The 19032-nt window shown below is 41.9% G+C and carries 21 protein-coding genes; 12 read left to right on the forward strand and 9 right to left on the reverse strand.

Annotated elements, in window-relative coordinates; all coding sequences use genetic code 11:
- Window positions 1-67 precede the first annotated feature (67 nt).
- From AVL57_RS00210 to AVL57_RS00220, 3 genes are read right to left on the reverse strand one after another with little or no spacing between them, the layout of a single operon-like run.
- Entirely contained in the window at window positions 68-583 is a 516-nt protein-coding gene (locus tag AVL57_RS00210) for a hypothetical protein (protein WP_057794977.1), read from the reverse strand.
- On the reverse strand, window positions 583-2337 hold the full coding sequence (locus AVL57_RS00215; RefSeq protein ID WP_057794974.1) for a DUF885 domain-containing protein: 1755 nt from the start codon (window positions 2335-2337) through the stop codon (window positions 583-585). Before AVL57_RS00215 ends, AVL57_RS00210 begins: the two co-directional genes overlap by 1 nt.
- A gap of 41 nt (window positions 2338-2378) precedes the next feature.
- Window positions 2379-2714 carry a DUF1820 family protein gene (locus AVL57_RS00220; RefSeq protein WP_057794972.1) on the reverse strand — a complete coding sequence of 112 codons (336 nt, stop codon included), beginning with the start codon at window positions 2712-2714 and terminating at the stop codon, window positions 2379-2381.
- A gap of 148 nt (window positions 2715-2862) precedes the next feature.
- On the opposite strand from AVL57_RS00220, the gene AVL57_RS00225 reads away from it, so the two are divergent.
- Both AVL57_RS00225 and AVL57_RS00230 read left to right on the forward strand, forming a co-directional pair.
- Window positions 2863-4500 carry a M28 family metallopeptidase gene (locus tag AVL57_RS00225; protein WP_057794970.1) on the forward strand — a complete coding sequence of 546 codons (1638 nt, stop codon included), beginning with the start codon at window positions 2863-2865 and terminating at the stop codon, window positions 4498-4500.
- 374 nt (window positions 4501-4874) lie between these two features.
- Window positions 4875-5618: a glycosyltransferase gene (locus AVL57_RS00230; protein WP_231751146.1), complete on the forward strand. Its 744-nt coding sequence runs from the start codon at window positions 4875-4877 to the stop codon at window positions 5616-5618.
- A gap of 115 nt (window positions 5619-5733) precedes the next feature.
- Here AVL57_RS00230 and slmA read toward each other — a convergent pair whose 3' ends face one another.
- Together slmA and coaBC are read right to left on the reverse strand one after the other, a co-directional pair.
- A complete protein-coding gene (gene slmA, locus AVL57_RS00235; RefSeq protein ID WP_057794968.1) occupies window positions 5734-6321 on the reverse strand; it encodes a nucleoid occlusion factor SlmA in 588 nt (195 codons plus the stop codon).
- A gap of 160 nt (window positions 6322-6481) precedes the next feature.
- Complete coding sequence (coaBC, locus tag AVL57_RS00240) at window positions 6482-7699, reverse strand: bifunctional phosphopantothenoylcysteine decarboxylase/phosphopantothenate--cysteine ligase CoaBC (RefSeq protein WP_057796486.1); 1218 nt, start codon at window positions 7697-7699, stop codon at window positions 6482-6484.
- 197 nt (window positions 7700-7896) lie between these two features.
- On the opposite strand from coaBC, the gene radC reads away from it, so the two are divergent.
- The 5 genes from radC (at window position 7897) to AVL57_RS00265 (ending at window position 12645) form a co-directional block, all read left to right on the forward strand.
- On the forward strand, window positions 7897-8574 hold the full coding sequence (radC, locus tag AVL57_RS00245; protein ID WP_057794966.1) for a RadC family protein: 678 nt from the start codon (window positions 7897-7899) through the stop codon (window positions 8572-8574).
- Between the two features lie 94 nt (window positions 8575-8668).
- A complete protein-coding gene (locus AVL57_RS00250) occupies window positions 8669-9007 on the forward strand; it encodes a hypothetical protein (protein ID WP_057794964.1) in 339 nt (112 codons plus the stop codon).
- Window positions 9008-9104: 97 nt separating this feature from the next.
- Window positions 9105-9788: a YjbF family lipoprotein gene (locus tag AVL57_RS00255; protein WP_057794963.1), complete on the forward strand. Its 684-nt coding sequence runs from the start codon at window positions 9105-9107 to the stop codon at window positions 9786-9788.
- A gap of 5 nt (window positions 9789-9793) precedes the next feature.
- Window positions 9794-10537 carry a capsule biosynthesis GfcC family protein gene (locus tag AVL57_RS00260; RefSeq protein ID WP_057794961.1) on the forward strand — a complete coding sequence of 248 codons (744 nt, stop codon included), beginning with the start codon at window positions 9794-9796 and terminating at the stop codon, window positions 10535-10537.
- Window positions 10534-12645 carry a YjbH domain-containing protein gene (locus AVL57_RS00265; RefSeq protein ID WP_057794959.1) on the forward strand — a complete coding sequence of 704 codons (2112 nt, stop codon included), beginning with the start codon at window positions 10534-10536 and terminating at the stop codon, window positions 12643-12645. Before AVL57_RS00260 ends, AVL57_RS00265 begins: the two co-directional genes overlap by 4 nt.
- Window positions 12646-12740: 95 nt before the next feature.
- On the opposite strand, the gene AVL57_RS00270 is transcribed toward AVL57_RS00265, so the two are convergent.
- The gene (locus AVL57_RS00270; protein ID WP_057794957.1) at window positions 12741-13139 is read right to left on the reverse strand and encodes an FAD synthase family protein; all 399 of its coding nucleotides are present in this window, start codon (window positions 13137-13139) and stop codon (window positions 12741-12743) included.
- A 12-nt stretch (window positions 13140-13151) separates the two neighbouring features.
- Window positions 13152-14228 carry a CDP-glycerol glycerophosphotransferase family protein gene (locus AVL57_RS00275; protein WP_057794955.1) on the reverse strand — a complete coding sequence of 359 codons (1077 nt, stop codon included), beginning with the start codon at window positions 14226-14228 and terminating at the stop codon, window positions 13152-13154.
- Window positions 14229-14592: 364 nt separating this feature from the next.
- On the opposite strand from AVL57_RS00275, the gene rpmB reads away from it, so the two are divergent.
- The 4 genes from rpmB to mutM all read left to right on the forward strand — a co-directional run bounded on the left by rpmB (window position 14593) and on the right by mutM (window position 16513).
- Window positions 14593-14829: a 50S ribosomal protein L28 gene (gene rpmB, locus AVL57_RS00280; protein WP_013786149.1), complete on the forward strand. Its 237-nt coding sequence runs from the start codon at window positions 14593-14595 to the stop codon at window positions 14827-14829.
- Window positions 14830-14840: 11 nt separating this feature from the next.
- On the forward strand, window positions 14841-14996 hold the full coding sequence (rpmG, locus tag AVL57_RS00285) for a 50S ribosomal protein L33 (protein ID WP_013786148.1): 156 nt from the start codon (window positions 14841-14843) through the stop codon (window positions 14994-14996).
- 135 nt (window positions 14997-15131) lie between these two features.
- Entirely contained in the window at window positions 15132-15608 is a 477-nt protein-coding gene (locus AVL57_RS00290) for a hypothetical protein (protein ID WP_041452617.1), read from the forward strand.
- Window positions 15609-15703: 95 nt separating this feature from the next.
- The gene (gene mutM / locus AVL57_RS00295) at window positions 15704-16513 is read left to right on the forward strand and encodes a bifunctional DNA-formamidopyrimidine glycosylase/DNA-(apurinic or apyrimidinic site) lyase (protein ID WP_057794953.1); all 810 of its coding nucleotides are present in this window, start codon (window positions 15704-15706) and stop codon (window positions 16511-16513) included.
- Between the two features lie 96 nt (window positions 16514-16609).
- On the opposite strand, the gene coaD is transcribed toward mutM, so the two are convergent.
- Entirely contained in the window at window positions 16610-17098 is a 489-nt protein-coding gene (coaD, locus tag AVL57_RS00300) for a pantetheine-phosphate adenylyltransferase (RefSeq protein WP_057794951.1), read from the reverse strand.
- A gap of 65 nt (window positions 17099-17163) precedes the next feature.
- Complete coding sequence (locus AVL57_RS00305; RefSeq protein WP_057794949.1) at window positions 17164-17880, reverse strand: 3-deoxy-D-manno-octulosonic acid kinase; 717 nt, start codon at window positions 17878-17880, stop codon at window positions 17164-17166.
- A gap of 94 nt (window positions 17881-17974) precedes the next feature.
- Between AVL57_RS00305 and AVL57_RS00310 the strand changes: the two genes are divergently transcribed.
- Window positions 17975-18976, forward strand: coding sequence for a glycosyltransferase family 9 protein (locus tag AVL57_RS00310; protein ID WP_057796484.1), 1002 nt, complete (start codon window positions 17975-17977; stop codon window positions 18974-18976).
- Window positions 18977-19032 lie beyond the last annotated feature (56 nt).

Consider the following 19032-nt stretch of genomic DNA (forward strand, 5'->3'; position numbering starts at 1 on the left):
TTTCAAGATGGGTGAAATAGTTAAGGCTGTGAGGACATCTAACTATTTGAAAAAAATGCTTAAATAATTACGCCGTACTGGCATCGCTGCTAGCAGGGCTTTTTTTAGTGTTACCTCCCACCGAGCTAGTTATTAATTGGCAGGCTGCAATAAAACCATCAGCGCTGTTTTTAGACCAAGCCATACGAATGGGGCCAGGCATTTCTTTAATCACGTCTCGCACATCGCTTTGTGATACCTCGGTGCTGCTTAATGCAGAATCTAATGCTTCTTCTAACGTAGCGCCTTTTTCACAGCACGCCATTACAATACTAGAGAAGTTAAGCATAAGCGGCATAAGAGCAGTATGTTGTTGCTGACTTATCAGGCGGCTTTTATAAGCACTTTCGATACGAGCAGCATACGCTTTTTCTAGCGCATCAGTGACGAGCACTAAATTCTTATAAGCATGGTTAACTTTATTACCATTTTGTTTTGCAGATGAACGCGTAAGCGTAAGTTCACGTTGTAGCGTTTGCACACGAAGCGCTAGATAAATCAAAAACAGGACAAGTAGTCCTATGATCCCGAATGCAAATATCATTATCTTGCCGCCTTTTGTTCTTCTATGAATTGGTTAATTTTTTGTTCTAAAATGAATAATGGCACAGAACCATTTTCTAAAACTGCTCGGTGAAATTTACGTACATCGAAATGCTGACCTAGCGCAACCTCAGCCTTTTCACGTAGCGCCTTTATTTTAATTTCACCAATTTTATAAGATAGGGCTTGTGCTGGCCATGATATGTATCGGTCTATCTCAGTATTCACATTATGCTCTGACAAAGCCGTATTGGACATCATAAAATCAACAGCTCTTTCGCGGCTCCATCCCATGGTGTGCATGCCGGTATCTACGACAAGGCGACACGCGCGCCACATTTCGTAGCTTAAGCGACCGAAATTATCATAGGGGTCTTCATAAATTCCCGCTTCAATCCCTAAGAATTCAGAATACAAACCCCAACCTTCACCAAAAGCTGAAATATAAGTGTTACGGCGTACCATGGGTAAACTTTCTAATTCCGCCGCTAAAGATATTTGCAAATGATGCCCAGGCACAGCCTCGTGCAAGGTAAGAGCTGGAAGGGCATAAAGCGGACGCTTATCTAGCGCATAAGTATTTACCCAGTAGTAACCGGGTTGATCGTCTCGACTAGGGTGAATATAACGACCCGTGGTGTACTTCGGGGCGATACTATCGGGTACAGGAGCAACGCCATAAGGCGTACGAGGTAAATATTCAAAGAGCGATGGTAATTTTGCGTCCATCTTTTTCGCAATAAATGAGGCCTCTTTAAGCAGCTCTTCTGCGCTGGTGGCATAAAACTGAGGATCATCACGTAAAAAGGTAATGAACTCATTAATACTGCCATCGAATTCAAGGCTATCTACCACGCTTTGCATTTCAGCTCGAATACGCTTTACTTCTTTTAAGCCAAGAGTATGAATGTCTTCGGGGCTCATATCTGTGGTGGTGTAGTGCTTGGCGCGGTTAGCGTAATAAGCTTTGCCATCAGGCCATTCGTTAGCAGCAATGGCGGCTCGCGCGCCAGGAATATACTCATCAACCATGAAGTCATAAAATGCTTGGTAAGCAGGGAAAACGCTGGTGGTAATGGCTTTTTGGCCTAGTTGGGCTAGCGCAGCTTGTTGTGAAGCATCAATATGTTTTGGAAATCGAGTAAATGGACTGTAGAAGCCACTTTTCACTGGGTCGTCCAGAATATAAGCGGCTACCGCATCTTCGAAGCCTTCAAGAACCACTTTAGGTTGGGTGTAACCCTCTTTTAGCCCTTGGCGCATATAGGCAATTTGTTGTTCAAAGTAGGAGGTAAGTGCATTCAAACGAGACAGGTAAGCGTGATAATCCTCCACCGTTTTAAATACAGATAAATTTGGCAAGGATGCCATGGCACCATGAAAACCGTATTCGGAATTAATGGGGACAAGATAAGCGCGAAAGTGATATTGGCTAATATAATTCTCTAGCCGATACTGCTGCATAAGCAACGAGATAAAAGCGTCGTCAGATAGATTTTCCTTAGAATACGCTTTCAATGCATGACGGTACGTTCGCCATTGTTGATCTTGAGTGGCTAAGCCTTGTGGTGAAATATCCGGTAGCTCGCTATTTTGCGAACTGTTGCCTTGTCTCGAAGCTAGAAGCGGGGAAACACTTAGTTCGTATTTCCAAATTTCATCTAACAAAGCATAAAACGACTTATCCTCGTTGGAGCTTGCCAATGAGGTAAAGCTAGTAAGTACTAGTATAAAAGTTAACAAATAACGGTACATGAAAGCCTCCGGTAACCTTAGACCGGATTATCAACGGTGGGTTACTCTTTGTTAGGTGTATAAATTGGGCTAGGGAAAGGCATCACTTTATCAGACTTATTATCTAATTTAGTAATTTTGGCTGTGCCTTTTTTCCTCACCGCATCAATTCGAAGGATGTTATGCATAGGAATATACGTACTGGTAACATCTGCGAACTCTGATTTAAGCTTTTCATGGCTTGGATCTACCACTATGCCTGTGTGGGTGTCCCACACAAATTCCCCAATTTCCACAAATCCAAATAAGCCACTTTGAGAAAGTGATTTGACGTACACATCGTAGCGTTCGCCATTACTTATGAACTGTACTCGATACAAAGGGTCGGTTTTTGTCATGGGTTTATTAACATGTTGATGAATTAAAGGGCGTGAATTTTACAATGGTCTAGAAATACGGGCAATGGTCGAAAATCGTTAGGCTTAAACGTTACGGAATCGCTTGGGTAAGGTAATATGTAAAGACCTCAAAAATAGTGGAAATACAATGATAAAAAAACTATTACTTGGAAGTGCGATGACGGCGATGGCATTTGCTGCCACTGCGCATAACCATGAAACGACAGAAAATAGCTTTAACCCTGACACTCAGCGTATAAAGTCACACTTATTTTTCTTAGCCGATGACTTACTTGAAGGCCGTGATACGGGGTCTCGAGGGCATGAAATTGCCGCGTTATACATAGCGACAGAATTCGCAAAATACGGTTTAAAGCCAGCAGGTACAGAAGGCTACATGCAACAGGTAAGCTTCCGTAAAGCAAATCTATTGCAAGAGTCGCCAGAATTTACGCTTACTCGTAATGGCGAAAAAATTGATTTTGCTTACCCAAAAGAATATTTAGCAGGTCCTAGCTTACTTAGCGTAGATGCTAATGTTTCAGGCGAACTTGTGTTTGTTGGCTATGGCATAGTGGCTGACGAGTTGTCTCACAACGATTATGAAAATATCGATGTAGAGGGCAAAATTGTGGTTTCGCTAGCCGGTAAACCCAGTGATTTTCCTTCGGAAGAAGGTGCTCATTTTGCCTCAGGGTATCAAAAGCAAAAGTACGCCGCTGAGCATGGTGCAATTGGTATGATCACCATCACCACGCCTAAAAACGAAAAGGTACGTCCTTACCAAAGCCGCTTAAGCTATATTCATACACCGCGCATGGCTTGGTTAGATGACGAAGGGCAGCCAGCCAATACCTTCCCGCAAATTAAAGGTGGTGCGTATTTAAGTGAAGCTGCAGCAAAAACCTTATTTGAAGGGGCTGAGCGGGAACTTGTCGATATTTATGCCGATCTTGAGGCAGATAAAGTACCAACAGGCTTTGCATTACCTGGCACAGTAAGCTTAAGTAAAAAGAGCACTCACGAAGTAGTGACTAGCCCGAATGTTGTTGGCGTGCTTGAAGGTTCAGATCCAGCGCTTAAAGATGAATATGTCGTCTTTTCCGCGCACTCTGACCACATTGGTTTCGCGAAAACAGTCAAAAAAGACAATATCAACAACGGCGCTATGGATAATGCCTCTGGCACATCGGTAATGCTAGAAACTGCACGCTTATTCAGCGAAATGGACGTAAAACCTAAACGTTCGATATTGTTTGTATCGGTAACAGGTGAGGAAAAAGGATTATTAGGGGCAGATTACTTTGCTCGCAATCCTACCGTGCCGGTGACGTCAATGGTGGCAAACGTTAACCTTGATATGCCCATTTTAACCTATGAGTTTGCCGACGTAATTGCGTTTGGTGCAAACCACAGTGATTTGAAAGCGTCGGTTGAAACCGCTGCAAGTAATGCTGATATTTCATTAAGCCCAGATCCTTGGCCAGACCAAGCGCTATTTACTCGCTCAGATCACTACGCATTTGTTAAACAAGGCGTACCAGCAGTATTTTTAGTTCCTGGTTTAACATCAAAAGATCCCGAGGTAGATGGTAGTAAAGTGTTTGGTCACTTCTTATCAACGAATTACCACAAACCTAGCGACGATATTAACCAGCCATTTAATTGGAATGCTGCTGAAGCCTTTACCAAAGTAAATGCACAAATTGGTTGGACCTTAGCTAATCAAGAAGACAAACCGAAATGGAATGAAGGTGACTTCTTCGGTACTACCTTCAGTAAGTAACGAATCTTTATTCTAAATAGAAAAGCAGCATATATATATGCTGCTTTTTTTGTAGGTGAGTTTTGATCCCGTTACGAGATTTGAAAGCCCTTTGAGGTTAAGCATAGCCTGTATCGATGCCGCACTTGGAAATTGATGCTAGAGGATATTTAAACCTACATTTTTTTACTAACACAGAACTAGTAAGCTTTTTGCTACTCTAAATCAGGTATTACATGGAATTTTTACGTTTGAGTTATCAATTAGTAAAAAAGTATCTTCTAAATTTTTACTGGTAGCATTATGTTTCAGCACTTTATATTAACTCGCTTCAACCTTAGGAAAAAGGTTGGGATGAGACAAAATCTCAATCTAAAGTTTTAACCCACAGCTGGATGGAAAATAGATTAAAACTGTTTGAACAGTATTGTTATTCTTCGATGAAAGCTCAAAATAAAAAGGATTTTGAATGGTTAGTGTTTTTCGATAAAACTACACCACAAATTTTTCGTGAAAAAATTAGTGAGCTCTCTTCTAATTTTTCCAAATTCATACCTATTTATGCAGATGGAATGGACGATTTTTTACCGTCTATTACCAGAGAAATAAAAAATCGCCTTACAGAGCCTTATTTAATTACAACTAGATTAGATAACGACGACAGCCTTCATCAAGATTTTGTAAAAGAAGTACACAGTCAATTCTCTAAGCAAGAATTTAGGGTTATAGATTTTGTTGACGGTTATACACTGCAAGTTGCACCGCGGGTAAGGTTTGGTCAACATTCACATGTTCACAACCCATTTATGAGTTTGATTGAAAAGAGTGAAAACTTTAAAACAATATGGACTCAAGAAAGGCATGGCTATTGGCGCAGTGTAAAAGAAGTTACCCCTGTTCGTGGTAAAAGGTTGTGGATGTCAGTAATACACAGTGAAAACAAAGCAAATGAATATAAAGGCTATGGTAACGTAGCAAAGAGCGCTATTGATTCATTTAATCTGAACCCACAAGCATTAGAAAATTTCAAATCTAATGCAGAAAATCTTCATTTAAATAGAGCGGGCGCTTTTAAGCATAAGCTAAAAACAAATTGGAAAGTTAACTTCAAGTTATTAGAGAGAAGGTTATTTTCTTAGTTATTTATTGTAGATGAAAATAAATAAATAAAATCTAATCTAATTATTTAACCTACACAAATCAAAAAGGCGCTGTATTAAAATTAAAGCGCCTTTATTTAATCCGTGATTTGCCTTAAATAAACATCTGCTTAAAAGCAGCCCACTGTTCATTGAACTGTTCGGTTGGTTTACGGGTGAAACCACTTCGAATAAACAAGTTAATGCGGCCATCGGTGTAACAAATAAGCATATTAGCAATTATCGCTTCATCGGCTGCTAGGGTTTTTCCTTCACGCAACTTGCGCTCACGTAGCACCTGCTTAAGCTGAGTCTCAAGTCGTTCAAAGAGTTTTGCAATACGCGCACGCAATCTGTCTTGCTCACCCATCAAAGCATCACCGTTTAATATACGAGTAATGCCTGGGTTCTTTTCGGCAAAGCCTAAAATGAGGTGAAGAATAAGCTGACATCGAGTAAGCGAATCTTTTTCTTCGTTAACTATTTTATTAATGCGGGTAAACAAGGTTTCTTCGATGAACTCAATGAGTCCTTCGAACATTCTGGCTTTACTTGGGAAGTGGCGATATAACGCCGCTTCTGAAACGCCCACTTTTTCAGCTAATTTTGCTGTAGTGATACGTTGACCAGGGTTTGTTTCCAACATTCCCGCTAGGGCTTGCAGAATTTGGGCTCTGCGATTTGTTTTTTTGACAGCAGGCATGATGAGAGTAATTCCTCCGCAACCGGACTTAAGAGGTCCGTTCCATGTTAAGTTGGCTCAGGCCAAATCGTTATTATGAGTTCTTGTTATTATCGACACGCAGAATACTTGTATTAGCGTATATCGTTATTTTTATTTTTGAGTGATGTTCTAAGCTTGGCTATTGAACAATATTCTTACTGTTAAATCGATTCGCAATAAGTAGTAACAATGCTTCAGCTAACTTAGGTTTTGTGGTGGCAGGTAAGTGTTTATCGCCATCGTCCCAAATTACATGTAACGCATTATTGTCGCTATTAAAACCAAGTCCGTCTGCAGTTATGTCATTCGCCGCAATCATATCAAGCTTTTTGTTTTTCAGCTTTCCACGGGCGTACAATTCCACATCTTGGCTTTCTGCGGCAAAACCAACACAGAAAGGTTTGTCAGTTCGCATTGCAATCGTTGCTAGAATATCAGGGTTTTTAACAAAAGTAAGTGTTAACTCATCACCGATTTTCTTAATTTTATTTTCGGCAACCTGAACCGCTTTATAATCTGCTACCGCAGCTGTAGCGATAAAAATATCGGATTCAGAAACCGCTTGCTCGCATGCCGCTAACATTTCATCGGCGGTAGCCACATTAATACGCTTACAACCATCAGGTGTTGGTAAGTTTACTGGGCCTGCGATAAGGGTAACGTCGGCGCCTGCTTTAATGGCCATGTCAGCAATAGCAAAACCCATTTTTCCTGAACTATGATTGGAGATATAACGGACAGGATCCAGTGGTTCTCGGGTTGGGCCTGCTGTAATAAGGATGTGCTTGCCCGATAAAATCTTATCATTTGGCGCACTTAAGCTTCTGTTAATGGTTGAAGCAATTTCTACCGGCTCCACCATGCGGCCTGAGCCTACATCACCACAAGCCTGCTCTCCATCAGCTGGGCCAATAAATAATGCGCCATGCTGCGTCAAGATGCCTAAGTTCACTTGCGTTGCTGTCGCTTTCCACATTTGCTGATTCATTGCAGGGGCAATAAATATTTTCGCTTCTGTGGCCAAGTACAAAGTGGTGAGCAAGTCGTCAGCCAATCCATGCGCCAGCTTAGCCATAATATTGGCTGTAGCGGGGGCGATAAGCAAAACATCTGCCCACTTAGCCAATTCAATGTGACCCATCGCCGCTTCTGCAGCGGGGTCTAGCAAATGTTGGTGTACCGGGTTACCTGAAACCGCTTGTAACGAAAGAGGGCTTACAAATTCAGCCGCAGAGCCTGTTAGTACTACCCGTACATTAGCGCCTAACGCGGTAAGCTTACGCACTAAATCTGGAGTTTTATAAGCGGCAATCCCACCACTAACACCAAGCAGAACATTTTTATTTGCTAAAGACATATTTGAAACATCATTTTTTACATAACCTAAGACTATCATGATGGCTATTTTTGCGGTAGCTGAACAAAAGTACACTCACTATTTCAAACGCACCTATGAGTAAGGCATTTCAACAAGAACTCGCCCAATGATCAGTCGATTATAAATAGACTACTGCGCTATAACCCTATATTCATTTTGTGTGTGAGAAATTAATAATGTCGATAAAAGTGTGGCCTATTAAAGAACGGCCAAGGGAAAAACTACTTTATTATGGTGCTGAATACTTAAGTGACGCTGAGTTAATTGCCGTTATGCTAGGCGCTGGAGTAGCAGGGAAAACGGCATTAGGTTTGGCCAGAGATCTGTTAGAGAAAGTGGGATCGCTACGAGGCGTGGTTGCGGCAAATGAATCAGAGTTTACCGATGTGAATGGTCTCGGCGCCTGTAAATTTGCACAATTTCAAGCCGCTTTTGAGATATTTAGGCGTAATTTAGAAATCCCACTTGCTAGACAAGACGTATTCAATAATGTGGATGATACAAAGCGTTATTTGCAAGCAAAACTACGGGACTGCCAGCAAGAAAAATTTTTGCTATTAATGTTAGACAGCCAGCATCAACTCATTGCATGTAGAACCATGTTCACAGGTACCATTAATAGTGCGGCGGTATATCCTCGAGAGCTTTTAAAGCAAGTGATGAAAGATAATGCAGCGGCCGTGATCTTAGTTCATAATCATCCCTCAGGCGTGGCAGAACCGAGTCAAGCAGATATTAGGCTGACCGGGGAGATCCAGAATGCTATGGCAATGATCGACGTTTCTGTTCTAGATCATTTTGTGGTCGGAGACACGGAAACGGTTTCATTTGCCCAGCGAGGCCTGTTAACATAGAAATTGTTAGTCATTCATCGAATATAATCTAGTCAAATCGTTGAAAATGATTTAGCATGTGACTCTAATGGGTAAATTTTCTGAAAGGACTAATATGAAAAAGTCAATTATTGCATTGTTTGCAGCAGCAGCTATGTCTGCTGGTGTTAGCGCTCAAGACGCCGAAGGCGGAGCTGGATCTACAGGGCTTGGTGCTGTTACTGCTCCAGTTGTAGCTACTGCTGCTGTGGTAGCTGGCGTTGTTGCTGGTGTTGTTTCTAATAATTCATCAACTACTCCAGTTGAAACAGTTACATCGTGTGAAGGCGATGATCCGTTAGTAGACGGTGTTTGTGTTGGTACTACTGAAACAGTAACTGTTACAGGTACTGCAACTGCTACTACAACTATCACTGTTCCAGTGACATTTACTTACGCACCGACCGTACAGTAATAATAAATAGTTTCGAAAAAGCCGCTTTCATTAGCGGCTTTTTTATTGATGCAAAGAAAGTGTTCTTATTACTAAATAATAGTTGTCGAAATTTTCAATGAAAACATCCCTATTACTGATTGTTATCAGCCTGCTATCTCTTCTTGTTTCTGGGTGCTCCTCCACCGTTAATGCCTATATTAAAACCATTAGTCTTGCCCTTGAGGATCGCACCGTTTCCTACACCGTAGATGAAATAGCGGCAAGTAAAGCAGACTTACTACAGATTAAAGCGGGTGGGCGTGATGCTGCTTCACTTGCTCTTGCCTATATTGATGGTGATAAATACCGCTGGGTATCAGGCGATAAAGTTATTTTCACCATGCATCATGGCGTGATAGTTCGCACCGAAGGGCTAGATAATGAGCTGTATTATACGGGGAATTTAAAGCATAACCCATTAGCCAGTAACGATGTACTAGCCTACTCATGGCAAAGAAAACTCGACTTAGAAAACGTAGGTTATGGGCTACCGGTTAGTTCTACATGGCGAGTGCACGGTGAGGAAACTCAGACTTATCTAGGTACTACTTTCACGGTCACTAAAATAACGGAAACTGTTATTTTTCCAGAAACCACGCCTTTTATAGACACTAATTTGGAATGGAAAAATACCTACTACCTTGAAGCCAAATCAAAACAACTTTTAGCCTCTACACAAAAGTTTAGCCCACAAGGTGATGTATACGACATGGTCTATTTAAGTCGAGTAGTACGTTTAATTAAAAGTAAGGAGCAGTAAATAAAATGAGATTTTTTATTACCTTACTAATGAGTTTTTGGCTTTTACTATTTACCGCGTCAGTATCTGCCCAAGTGACCATCATAATAAATAAGCAATCTTACGAGTTTGCGCAGCCCATAAGGCTTAACAGTGTATTGTCAATTGTGGCTGAATCTGGTGATTGGTATTGGCCAACATCAGGTATTTACAACTTGAATGACGCTTATGCTGAGCGAGAAAAAGGCGCTGTTTTATCAGAAATTCGTATGGTTTTAAAAAGCTACAATTCGAACAGTGATACATACCGCGCGTTAGAGAGCCTCTATCAGCAGGTATCTTCTTGGACAGTATCTACTCGTGTTATCACGCCAATATCCTATAACCGTGCACGTTTGATTGCTGAAGAAAACCCTATGTTCCAACCAGGACGATATTTGCTTCGCATTAGTCCTCGTCCGTCAGTTGTGCATTTTTCAGGGTTAGTTATTAAGCCTGGCGCTTATAGACACGGTGATGACCTTTCTATTTTTTCTACCGCTAAGTCAGTCACTAAAGCCTCCGATGCTGATAAAAGCCATGTTTTCGTGATTAATCCAATGGGCGAGATAGAGAAACGTGGTATTGCCTACTGGAACATTGATTACTCGCAATTAATGCCAGGCAGCCAAATTTATGTACCCATTACAGGGCAGATATTCAGTTCAACGTTGGATGCACTCAATACCCGCATCGCAAACTTAGCAGTACATAGGATCCTTCCTCAATGAGCGCTTTTCCTTATAAGAAAACATCTTTAGCACTCATCATTAGTGCATCAGCCTGTCCCGCTTTGGCTGATACAGATAACATCGACACCGAGTTTCGGGTTACTCCTTCGCAAATGGTGCAAGGCGGTAACGGGCTTATTCAAACCCCTACAGCGCGTATGCGTGAAGAAGGGGGATTAGCAATAAACTACACCGATAACGGTGAATATCGCTTTTGGTCAGTAAACCTACAATTATTCGATTGGATGGAAGCGACTGCTCGCTATACCGACGTGCGTACACAATTTTATAGTGATGTTGAATCGTTCAGTGGCGATCAAACCCTTAAAGATAAAGGCTTAGATGTAAAATTTAGGCTGTGGAAAGAAGGCTACTACACGCCAGATATTTCGGTTGGTTTTCGCGACTTTGGCGGTACAGGATTCTTTGAAAGTGAATATATTAACGCGAGTAAATCGTTCGGACCTTTTGATGTTCATTTAGGATTAGGTTGGGGCTACTTAGGTACGGCAGACGATATCACTAACCCACTTTGTGAGTTTAGAGACAGTTACTGTGATCGACCCACAGGGTTTTCTGGTCGCGGCGGAAAGGTTGATTACGATCAGTTCTTTAAAGGGACAACGGCCTTTTTTGGTGGTATCGAATATCAAACACCTTGGGAGCCATTAACGCTTAAGCTTGAGTTTGAAGGTAACGATTACTCTCTAGATAGAGCTGGCGAGTTGGAGCAGGATTCTCGCTGGAATGTGGGTGCGGTGTATCGCTGGAAAGAATTTGATTTCAGTATGAATTATCAGCGCGGAAACACGTTTGGTTTCGGCGTAACCTATCGCTTCAATATGAATACCATAAGCCAAGTTAAGTACGATAAGCCACCAAAAACATTAATGGCTAGGGAAGTACCAAATACTATCGATAAAGTCGATAAGTCACGCTTGTATAATACGCTTGTGCAGTCTGGTGGCTTTGCATTGTCCGACGTTAATATTGAAGAAGACAAAGCTGTATTTTATGGCACGCAGTTCGTTTACCGTAATCAAGATGAAGCGATTGAGCGCATAGGACGCATTGTTGCCTCAGAGCTTCCTGATTCGGTGACGGACTATCACATTGTTGAAAATAGTGGTGGTCAGCCTATGGTTGATACCATAATAGATGCTGAACAATTTATAGCGGCAGCACGCTATGAGTCGATAGATGCAGACATCACCACGTCTTATGCGCGATCAACACCTTCTAAAGAGGTGATGGATGCTTATGAGCCCACGAATACCCACGGGTTGTTCTATAGCGCTAATTTCTTCTGGACACAATCATTTGGTAACCCCGAAGATTTTTATTTGTATCAAACAGGCTTAATATTAAGCTCAGGGTATGCATTTAACAATAAGCTATCTGTTATGGGCAGTGCTCGGGTTACCTTATTAGATAACTTTGATAAATTTAACTTCTTGGTTGATAACGAAGAAACCGTATTACCACGAGTAAGAACACGCGTACGGGAGTATGTGTCAGAAAATCCTATTGGGCTAGATACGGCTTTCGTTCACTATAAAGACAGTATTAGTGAAAATGTATTTGGGCAAGTCTACGGTGGATATTTAGAAACGATGTTTGCTGGTGTCGGTGGTGAAATTTTATACCGTCCTGTCGATAGTAGATTGGCATATGGGTTTGACATAAACTATGTGAAGCAGCGTGACCCTTATAATCAATTGTCAACTCTAGATTACGATGCTATCACCGGCCATGCCAGCGTTTATTGGCAACCTGAAATGCTTAAAGGTACCCAATTAACCGTCAGTGCTGGCCAATTTTTGGCAAAAGACAAAGGCGTTAATATCGATTTCGCAAAACGCTTCGATAGTGGAATTGTTGTAGGTGCGTATGCAGCTTTCACCGATGTCTCATCTGAAGAATATGGGGAAGGTAGTTTTACCAAAGGCTTCTATATCTCAATTCCTTCCGACTTGTTCTTACTGCAACCTTCGAAGGGGCGAGGAACATTCCCATGGGTGCCAATCTCTCGTGATGGCGGACAAATGTTAGGGCGGCCAGTAAGACTTATCGACTCCACGGCAGTACGCTCACCGTTTTACGATTAGCTAGTTAGGTAAGCACGGAGTAACGATTACTCCGTGCTTATTTTCATCGTAACTAAAGATTTTTTCCACAAGCTTTTGATAACATTAACAACGCGTTAATCGCTGCTTTCCTTTATTATTTCAATAATTTCAGTGGTTGAAATAGAGGGGGTTCGAGGCAGATAAACCACGTCGCATATATCCTTAAACTCATCAAATTTACCGTACCAGTCATCACCCATAACCAACACATCCGCTTTATGTTGAATAATGTAATCACGTTTCTTTTCTAAAGATTCTTCGGTAAAAATTTTGTCGACAAAGCGCAAGGATGCGAGTAATTCCTCCCTACTGTGGTAGGGATAAATAGGAGTCCGCCCTTTTTTACTTAAATTGAGTTCGTCTGAAGAAAGACCCACTATAAGTGCATCGCCTTCTGCGCGAGCACGTTTAAGAATTCTTATGTGACCAATGTGCAGTACATCGAATGTACCGAAGGTTATAACGCGTCTCAAAATGCCACCTGATTATTGTGTTGTAAGATATTCGGCAATGCGGTTGCTGCATTGACCATCAGTAATGCCTACCATTTCTTGCGTGATTTTTTTGCGATTTACGCTTAATTCCATCGGCTGTTTTAAGCACTCTACTATCAACATATTCGCTTGAAAAGCATTGCTAGCTCTATGTGATATCTGGTTAAACAGGGCGATATCGGGATCGAGTCGTTTCTTTAATCTGAAATTGAAGAGGCCTGAGTAATTCCAGCGTGTATGAAAAAAGTCGCACCATACGATTGGGCGATCTATCGAAGCAAATTCAAAAATAGCGGATGATGCATCAGAAAGCATAATATCGGCGATTTGCATGAATGGCAGTAGGTCAAAGTCTTTTGCATTTGCCAAGTACACATTTTCATAACGACCCCATGCTTCAACCCTTTGCTTTTGAGATTTGTATTTAGGTTTTGTCAGGCTAAAGAAATGAGGTTTAACAATAATATTTACGTTGCTCAGGGTTTCAGGCCAGTGTGGGGGAAAACACTCGATACTTGATGGGAAAAAGGTGGGCGCATACAGTACAGTAGGCTTGATGGAGTCTAGCCCCAATGCTGACAAATCAATAAGTTGTTCGGTTTCATTAAATATTGGGTCGAGTTTCGCGTAGCCTGAATTTATAAAGTGTCTATCAGGGTACATTTCTTTTAGTCGTTCAAGGCGACTTTCCCCTTCAACAAATCTAACATCGAAGGGAAATTCAGAGACATCGTAATAGCATGCTTTAGGGCCGATGCCGTGCAACATAAGCGCAAGGCGTGAAGTAATATGCTTTTTTTGTTCGGCATTAAAATAAGGTCGATTTCCGAATACAATCCAGTCAGCGTTACTTTTGCTGTAAAGGGACAGTGTTTCATCTTTATTTGAAATAAATTGAAATTGAAAGCCTTCTTTCTCTATGACTTCCTGTTTCAAAGCATCTAAACCAAGTTCTTGGTGTAAAACGAACTCGCATAAAACACCCGCTTTTAACAGTGTACGGGCCACAGGTATATATTGGGGAAGGTAGTAAAGGTGTTGTACATCAAAGAGGACTTTACCTAGCATTTGAAACGCTCCGACATCGCGGCGGCAAAGTTATTAAACAGACGCACCGTCAATTATTATTATTTTTATTGCGTATAATCTGCGTTTAACGCAGTATAGCGCGCGTTCGTAAAACAGTAACAGAGATTAAGCGCGATGACTTTACACTTAAGTGTAATTTTTTAGCTCTTTTTAAAAATAATCGTTATTTTTGACTAAAAATGTGACAAAAATTGAGCTTTTTTCCTTTTCTTATTGAAATTGGGATCTGTTTGCTGTATAAAATGCGCCCTCTAATTTATAGTAATACGTCATTTGATCCAGTGACCTTTTGATAGGTGGAATCGATTGACGCGACAGTTATCGTTGTTCTGGAGACAAATCAATGTCAAGAGTATGTCAAGTAACAGGTAAGCGCCCTACGGTTGGTAATAACCGTTCGCACGCAAGAAACGCGACTCGTCGTCGTTTTTTACCAAACCTTCACTCTCACCGTTTTTGGGTTGAGAGCGAAAACCGTTTCGTTAAGCTACGTTTATCTGCTAAAGGTATGCGTATCATCGATAAAAATGGTATCGATTCAGTACTAACTGACATCCGTGCCCGTGGTGAGAAAATCTAAGGAAGCCTACAATGCGTGATAAAATTAAATTAGTTTCTTCAGCAGGTACAGGTTTCTTCTACACCACTGATAAGAACAAACGTAACATGCCTGGTAAAATGGAGATCAAAAAGTTTGATCCTGTTGTACGTAAGCACGTTATGTTCAAAGAGGCCAAAATCAAGTAATAAACTTGCTTTTGTCTCCACGAAAACCCAGCCTTTGCTGGGTTTTTTGCTTTTCTGAGTTTGAAAATATTGCTGCTGGAATGTGACGGTCTCAGGCATTACCATACAAGCTATATTCGTTAAATAGGATTGCTGGTGGCAAGACTCTCACAACGCGCGATGAACAATGTGGTTATTGTGGCTATGTTGGTCATGATTGCGCTTTTTAATTTAGACAGCTTCCTGCCTAAACGTGCCGTTCCCGAATTAAGGCCGCTACTGCCACCTGACGCCTATGTACTTAAAATAGAGCATGCCAGTAGCAAGTTAGAGAGAAATGGTCAGCAGTGGCGTCAAGTGTCCTCTAAAGGGGCCTTGCCTGTATCAGCACAGGAGCAAATTGCAGCGTGGCAAGCCGCTCAGCTTAAAACGGCGTCTTTGGTAGACAACGCATTTCAGTCAATTGAGCCCATAGTGGTGGTTATCTGGCTAGCAGGGCAAGCGAATGGCCATGTCTTTGCGTTTTATAACAATACGCAGCCGGTTACTGTAAAATACAACGGCCTTTGGTACACCCTTGAAAATACTGAACTGAACGCGCTTCTTCCATGGCTTAGTGAACCCGCTAATTAATTAAGCGTATTAGCCTAGTCACTACTGTCAGTGACCGGTGACGCTTAACCAATCTTCATTGCAACGAACTAGACAACCCAAAGCTGGAGGGGAAAATGCCTGAGTTACCAGAAGTCGAAGTAAGCCGTTTGGGCGTATCCCCTTATCTGCTAAACGAAACTATAGACAATATTATTGTGCGCGAACGCAGAATGCGCTGGCCTATTCCCGAAGACGTGGCGTTAGCTATCGGACAAAAGGTGATAGCCGTTAAGCGTAGAGCAAAATACCTCATGATCGAAACCGAAGCGGGTACGCTTATTTTGCATTTAGGCATGTCGGGTAAATTGCGGGTTATTGATGCGTCTACACCTGTTGCGAAACATGATCATGTTGATATTGTGATGGCGACAGGGAAATGCTTACGTTTTAACGATCCTAGGCGCTTTGGGGCCTTCTTATGGCAACCCCCGGGCGAGGCCTTGAAATTACTTGCTAACCTAGGACCAGAGCCGTTGACTGACGATTTCGATGATGCGCGTTTGTTCGCTTTATCTAGAGGCAAAAAAAGTACCGTGAAAAACTTCATCATGGACAATGCAGTTGTGGTGGGCGTAGGGAATATTTATGCCAATGAAGCTTTATTTTTAGCGGGTATCGACCCAAGAAGAGAAGCAGGGAAAGTCAGTAGCGCTCGCTACAAAAACCTTACGCAAATTATTAAGCAGGTATTAGCAAAAGCGATAGAGCAAGGCGGCACTACACTAAAAGATTTTGCGCAAACTGATGGGAACCCTGGCTACTTTGCACAGCATTTGAATGTGTATGGAAGAAAAGGAGAGCCGTGTGAGGTATGCAAAACAGAAATACAAAGTAAGGTGATTGGCCAGCGAAATACGTTCTTTTGTAAACAGTGCCAGCGCTAGTTTTAGTGCACACTAGATAGAACACGTTAGATAAAACAGACTGAGCTCAATAGGCATGTTGAGCGCAGTGTGTTTAACATTTTTTATTAAAGCGTTTTAGTCTTCTCGGCGCAGTCTATCTTGCAATGCTTGATCGACCACCGGATGGCAAAAACCACCTACCTTACCTCGATGCAGTGCAACTTCTTTTACTAACGTAGATGATATAAAAGAGTTTTCTTCTGCTGGTGTCAAAAACACACTTTCTAATTTTGGATTCAAACGGCGATTCATATTTGCTAGCTGAAATTCGTATTCGAAATCAGATACCGCACGTAATCCGCGAATAAGAATGGTGGCTTTTTGCTCATCGGCAAAATCTGCAAGTAAGCCCGTGAAACCCATCACTTCTACGTTAGGTAAATCGGCGGTAACCTTACGAATCATTTCCACTCTCTCATCAAGGGTGAACAATGGTTGCTTGTTGGGGTTAGCGGCAATTCCAACTATTACATGAGAGAAAAGCTGTGATGCCCTTTCTATCAGGTCTGCGTGCCCATTAGTAATGGGATCAAAAGTGCCTGGATAAAGTGCTCGTGTATGCATGTTAATCTAATCTTTATAGTTGTAAGGCAACAGTATCGATAAATATGGGTAGATGCAATTGCAATTCAGTTGCTTCTGTAACCCTCTAAACAATACTGCCAGTCATCTTGTGTCCAGTAAAACTGAGTATTCAAGCTTTTCTCTTTGTTTAAAGAACGTAGTAAACGAGAGAGGTTATCTTTCTTCCAATGATTGCCTCTACGCTGGTGGCAGCGATCAAAATCTATCAGCCAAATATTACGTTCGTTATCCATCATAATATTTCTGATGTTCGCATCGTGATGATAAATTTGGCAGGCATGCATTTTAGCCAAAGCTTCACCTACGGCATACCAGTCTGCTTTAGTTAATGGCTCGCGGGTAAGCATGTGATGCAAGTCTTGGCTTGCAGGGATATTCTGGGTAATAAGATTACCGCGATAAATAAAGCCTCTACGGTGTATATGGGCACCAACCGGAACCGGAACGCGCAGGCCATGCTCTCGCATTTTGGCGAGCAAGCGAAACTCTTCAAATGGCCGGGAACGTTCAACGCCTAGAAAAAAGTACTGATCACTTAAGCACTTTCCTACTAGGCCACCCCGTCTAAAATGACGAAGTACCCAATGCTGCGTATCATGCTCAATAAAAATAGTGGTACCACGACCCTTGGCCTCACCGGTAATTTTATTCTGAAATAGCCAAAATTCATGGCTGAACATATCTACGCTAGGTTCAGTCATTAACTTATCGTTATATAAGAAGTGATGCCCTGCACCTAAGTCTCGTCGTATTATCGCCATGACGCCTGTTACTTATGGTAAAATTTACCATTCTAATGAATTATTTCGGCATTTCAGCAACGAGAGAGCATTTGTGGGAAAAAAGATTTGCTTAATGCGTCTATCTGCTATTGGTGATGTTTGCCATGCAGCCGCTATGGTAACACGTATTCAAACCCATTGGCCTGACGCTGAGCTAACTTGGGTCATTGGCAAGGTAGAGTATCAACTGGTTAAACTAATGCCGAATGTGCGCTTTATCATTTTTGATAAAAAACAAGGCAAAGCAGCGGTTGAAAGCTTAAAAAATGCAGTGAAAGGTGAAACCTTCGACGCATTGCTAATGATGCAAGTTGCCCTACGCGCGAACATGGCCTCTAGAGTTATAAAGGCGAAGCGCAGAATTGGTTTCGACTGGGCCAGAAGCAAAGAACTGCATTGGTTATTCGCGAACGAGCGCGTAGCGCCACGCCAACATTCTCATGTGCTCGACGGTTTTATGGATTTTGCCGACGCGCTAGGCGTGCCAAAAGTCGCTACGCCATCATGGAATATCCCTGTTAGCGAAGAAGATGAACGCTGGGGTGAAGAACAGGCCGCAGCGCTAGGCGACTATGTGGTTATTGCGCCTGCCGCCAGCAAAGCCGAACGTAACTGGCTTCCCGAAAGGTATGCTGAAACCGCTGATTATTTATCGCAACAAGGTAAATCTGTCATATTGGTGGGCGGTCCAGGAGATCTCGATAAAACCACTGCCAATGCTATTTTAGCGTGTAAGCCCACCATTAAAGCCGACTTTACTGGCAAAACTAGTCTTCACCAATTATTGGTATTGTTAAAGCACGCAAGTTTAGTACTTGCGCCTGATACCGGCCCTGCTCACATGGCAACCACGGTAGGCACGCCCATTATTGGATTGTATGCCCATTCAAACCCTATTCGCACTGGTCCGTATAACAATATAGATAACACGGTCTCCGTGTACGATGAATGTATTGAAAAGCAAAAAGGAAAAAAGTGGGAACAATTACCTTGGGGAATTCGCGCAAAGGGCGATAACTTGATGGAAGGTGTTACCACAGATGCGGTATTCTCAAAAATTAATGCATTGCTTTAATGAATAAATACTATTTCTGGGAATTTCTTCTAACCGTTATCTACACTTAGCGTATA

It is taken from the genome of Alteromonas stellipolaris (assembly GCF_001562115.1).
Taxonomy (GTDB): domain Bacteria; phylum Pseudomonadota; class Gammaproteobacteria; order Enterobacterales; family Alteromonadaceae; genus Alteromonas; species Alteromonas stellipolaris.

Bases quoted from the DNA above. Each gene is read 5' to 3' on its own strand.
- AVL57_RS00210 (WP_057794977.1), bottom strand. From the start codon at position 583: ATGATATTTGCATTCGGGATCATAGGACTACTTGTCCTGTTTTTGATT.
- AVL57_RS00215 (WP_057794974.1), bottom strand. From the start codon at position 2,337: ATGTACCGTTATTTGTTAACTTTTATACTAGTACTTACTAGCTTTACC.
- AVL57_RS00220 (WP_057794972.1), bottom strand. From the start codon at position 2,714: ATGACAAAAACCGACCCTTTGTATCGAGTACAGTTCATAAGTAATGGC.
- AVL57_RS00225 (WP_057794970.1), top strand. From the start codon at position 2,863: ATGATAAAAAAACTATTACTTGGAAGTGCGATGACGGCGATGGCATTT.
- AVL57_RS00230 (WP_231751146.1), top strand. From the start codon at position 4,875: ATGGAAAATAGATTAAAACTGTTTGAACAGTATTGTTATTCTTCGATG.
- slmA (WP_057794968.1), bottom strand. From the start codon at position 6,321: ATGCCTGCTGTCAAAAAAACAAATCGCAGAGCCCAAATTCTGCAAGCC.
- coaBC (WP_057796486.1), bottom strand. From the start codon at position 7,699: ATGTCTTTAGCAAATAAAAATGTTCTGCTTGGTGTTAGTGGTGGGATT.
- radC (WP_057794966.1), top strand. From the start codon at position 7,897: ATGTCGATAAAAGTGTGGCCTATTAAAGAACGGCCAAGGGAAAAACTA.
- AVL57_RS00250 (WP_057794964.1), top strand. From the start codon at position 8,669: ATGAAAAAGTCAATTATTGCATTGTTTGCAGCAGCAGCTATGTCTGCT.
- AVL57_RS00255 (WP_057794963.1), top strand. From the start codon at position 9,105: ATGAAAACATCCCTATTACTGATTGTTATCAGCCTGCTATCTCTTCTT.
- AVL57_RS00260 (WP_057794961.1), top strand. From the start codon at position 9,794: ATGAGATTTTTTATTACCTTACTAATGAGTTTTTGGCTTTTACTATTT.
- AVL57_RS00265 (WP_057794959.1), top strand. From the start codon at position 10,534: ATGAGCGCTTTTCCTTATAAGAAAACATCTTTAGCACTCATCATTAGT.
- AVL57_RS00275 (WP_057794955.1), bottom strand. From the start codon at position 14,228: ATGCTAGGTAAAGTCCTCTTTGATGTACAACACCTTTACTACCTTCCC.
- rpmB (WP_013786149.1), top strand. From the start codon at position 14,593: ATGTCAAGAGTATGTCAAGTAACAGGTAAGCGCCCTACGGTTGGTAAT.
- rpmG (WP_013786148.1), top strand. From the start codon at position 14,841: ATGCGTGATAAAATTAAATTAGTTTCTTCAGCAGGTACAGGTTTCTTC.
- mutM (WP_057794953.1), top strand. From the start codon at position 15,704: ATGCCTGAGTTACCAGAAGTCGAAGTAAGCCGTTTGGGCGTATCCCCT.
- coaD (WP_057794951.1), bottom strand. From the start codon at position 17,098: ATGCATACACGAGCACTTTATCCAGGCACTTTTGATCCCATTACTAAT.
- AVL57_RS00305 (WP_057794949.1), bottom strand. From the start codon at position 17,880: ATGGCGATAATACGACGAGACTTAGGTGCAGGGCATCACTTCTTATAT.
- AVL57_RS00310 (WP_057796484.1), top strand. From the start codon at position 17,975: ATGCGTCTATCTGCTATTGGTGATGTTTGCCATGCAGCCGCTATGGTA.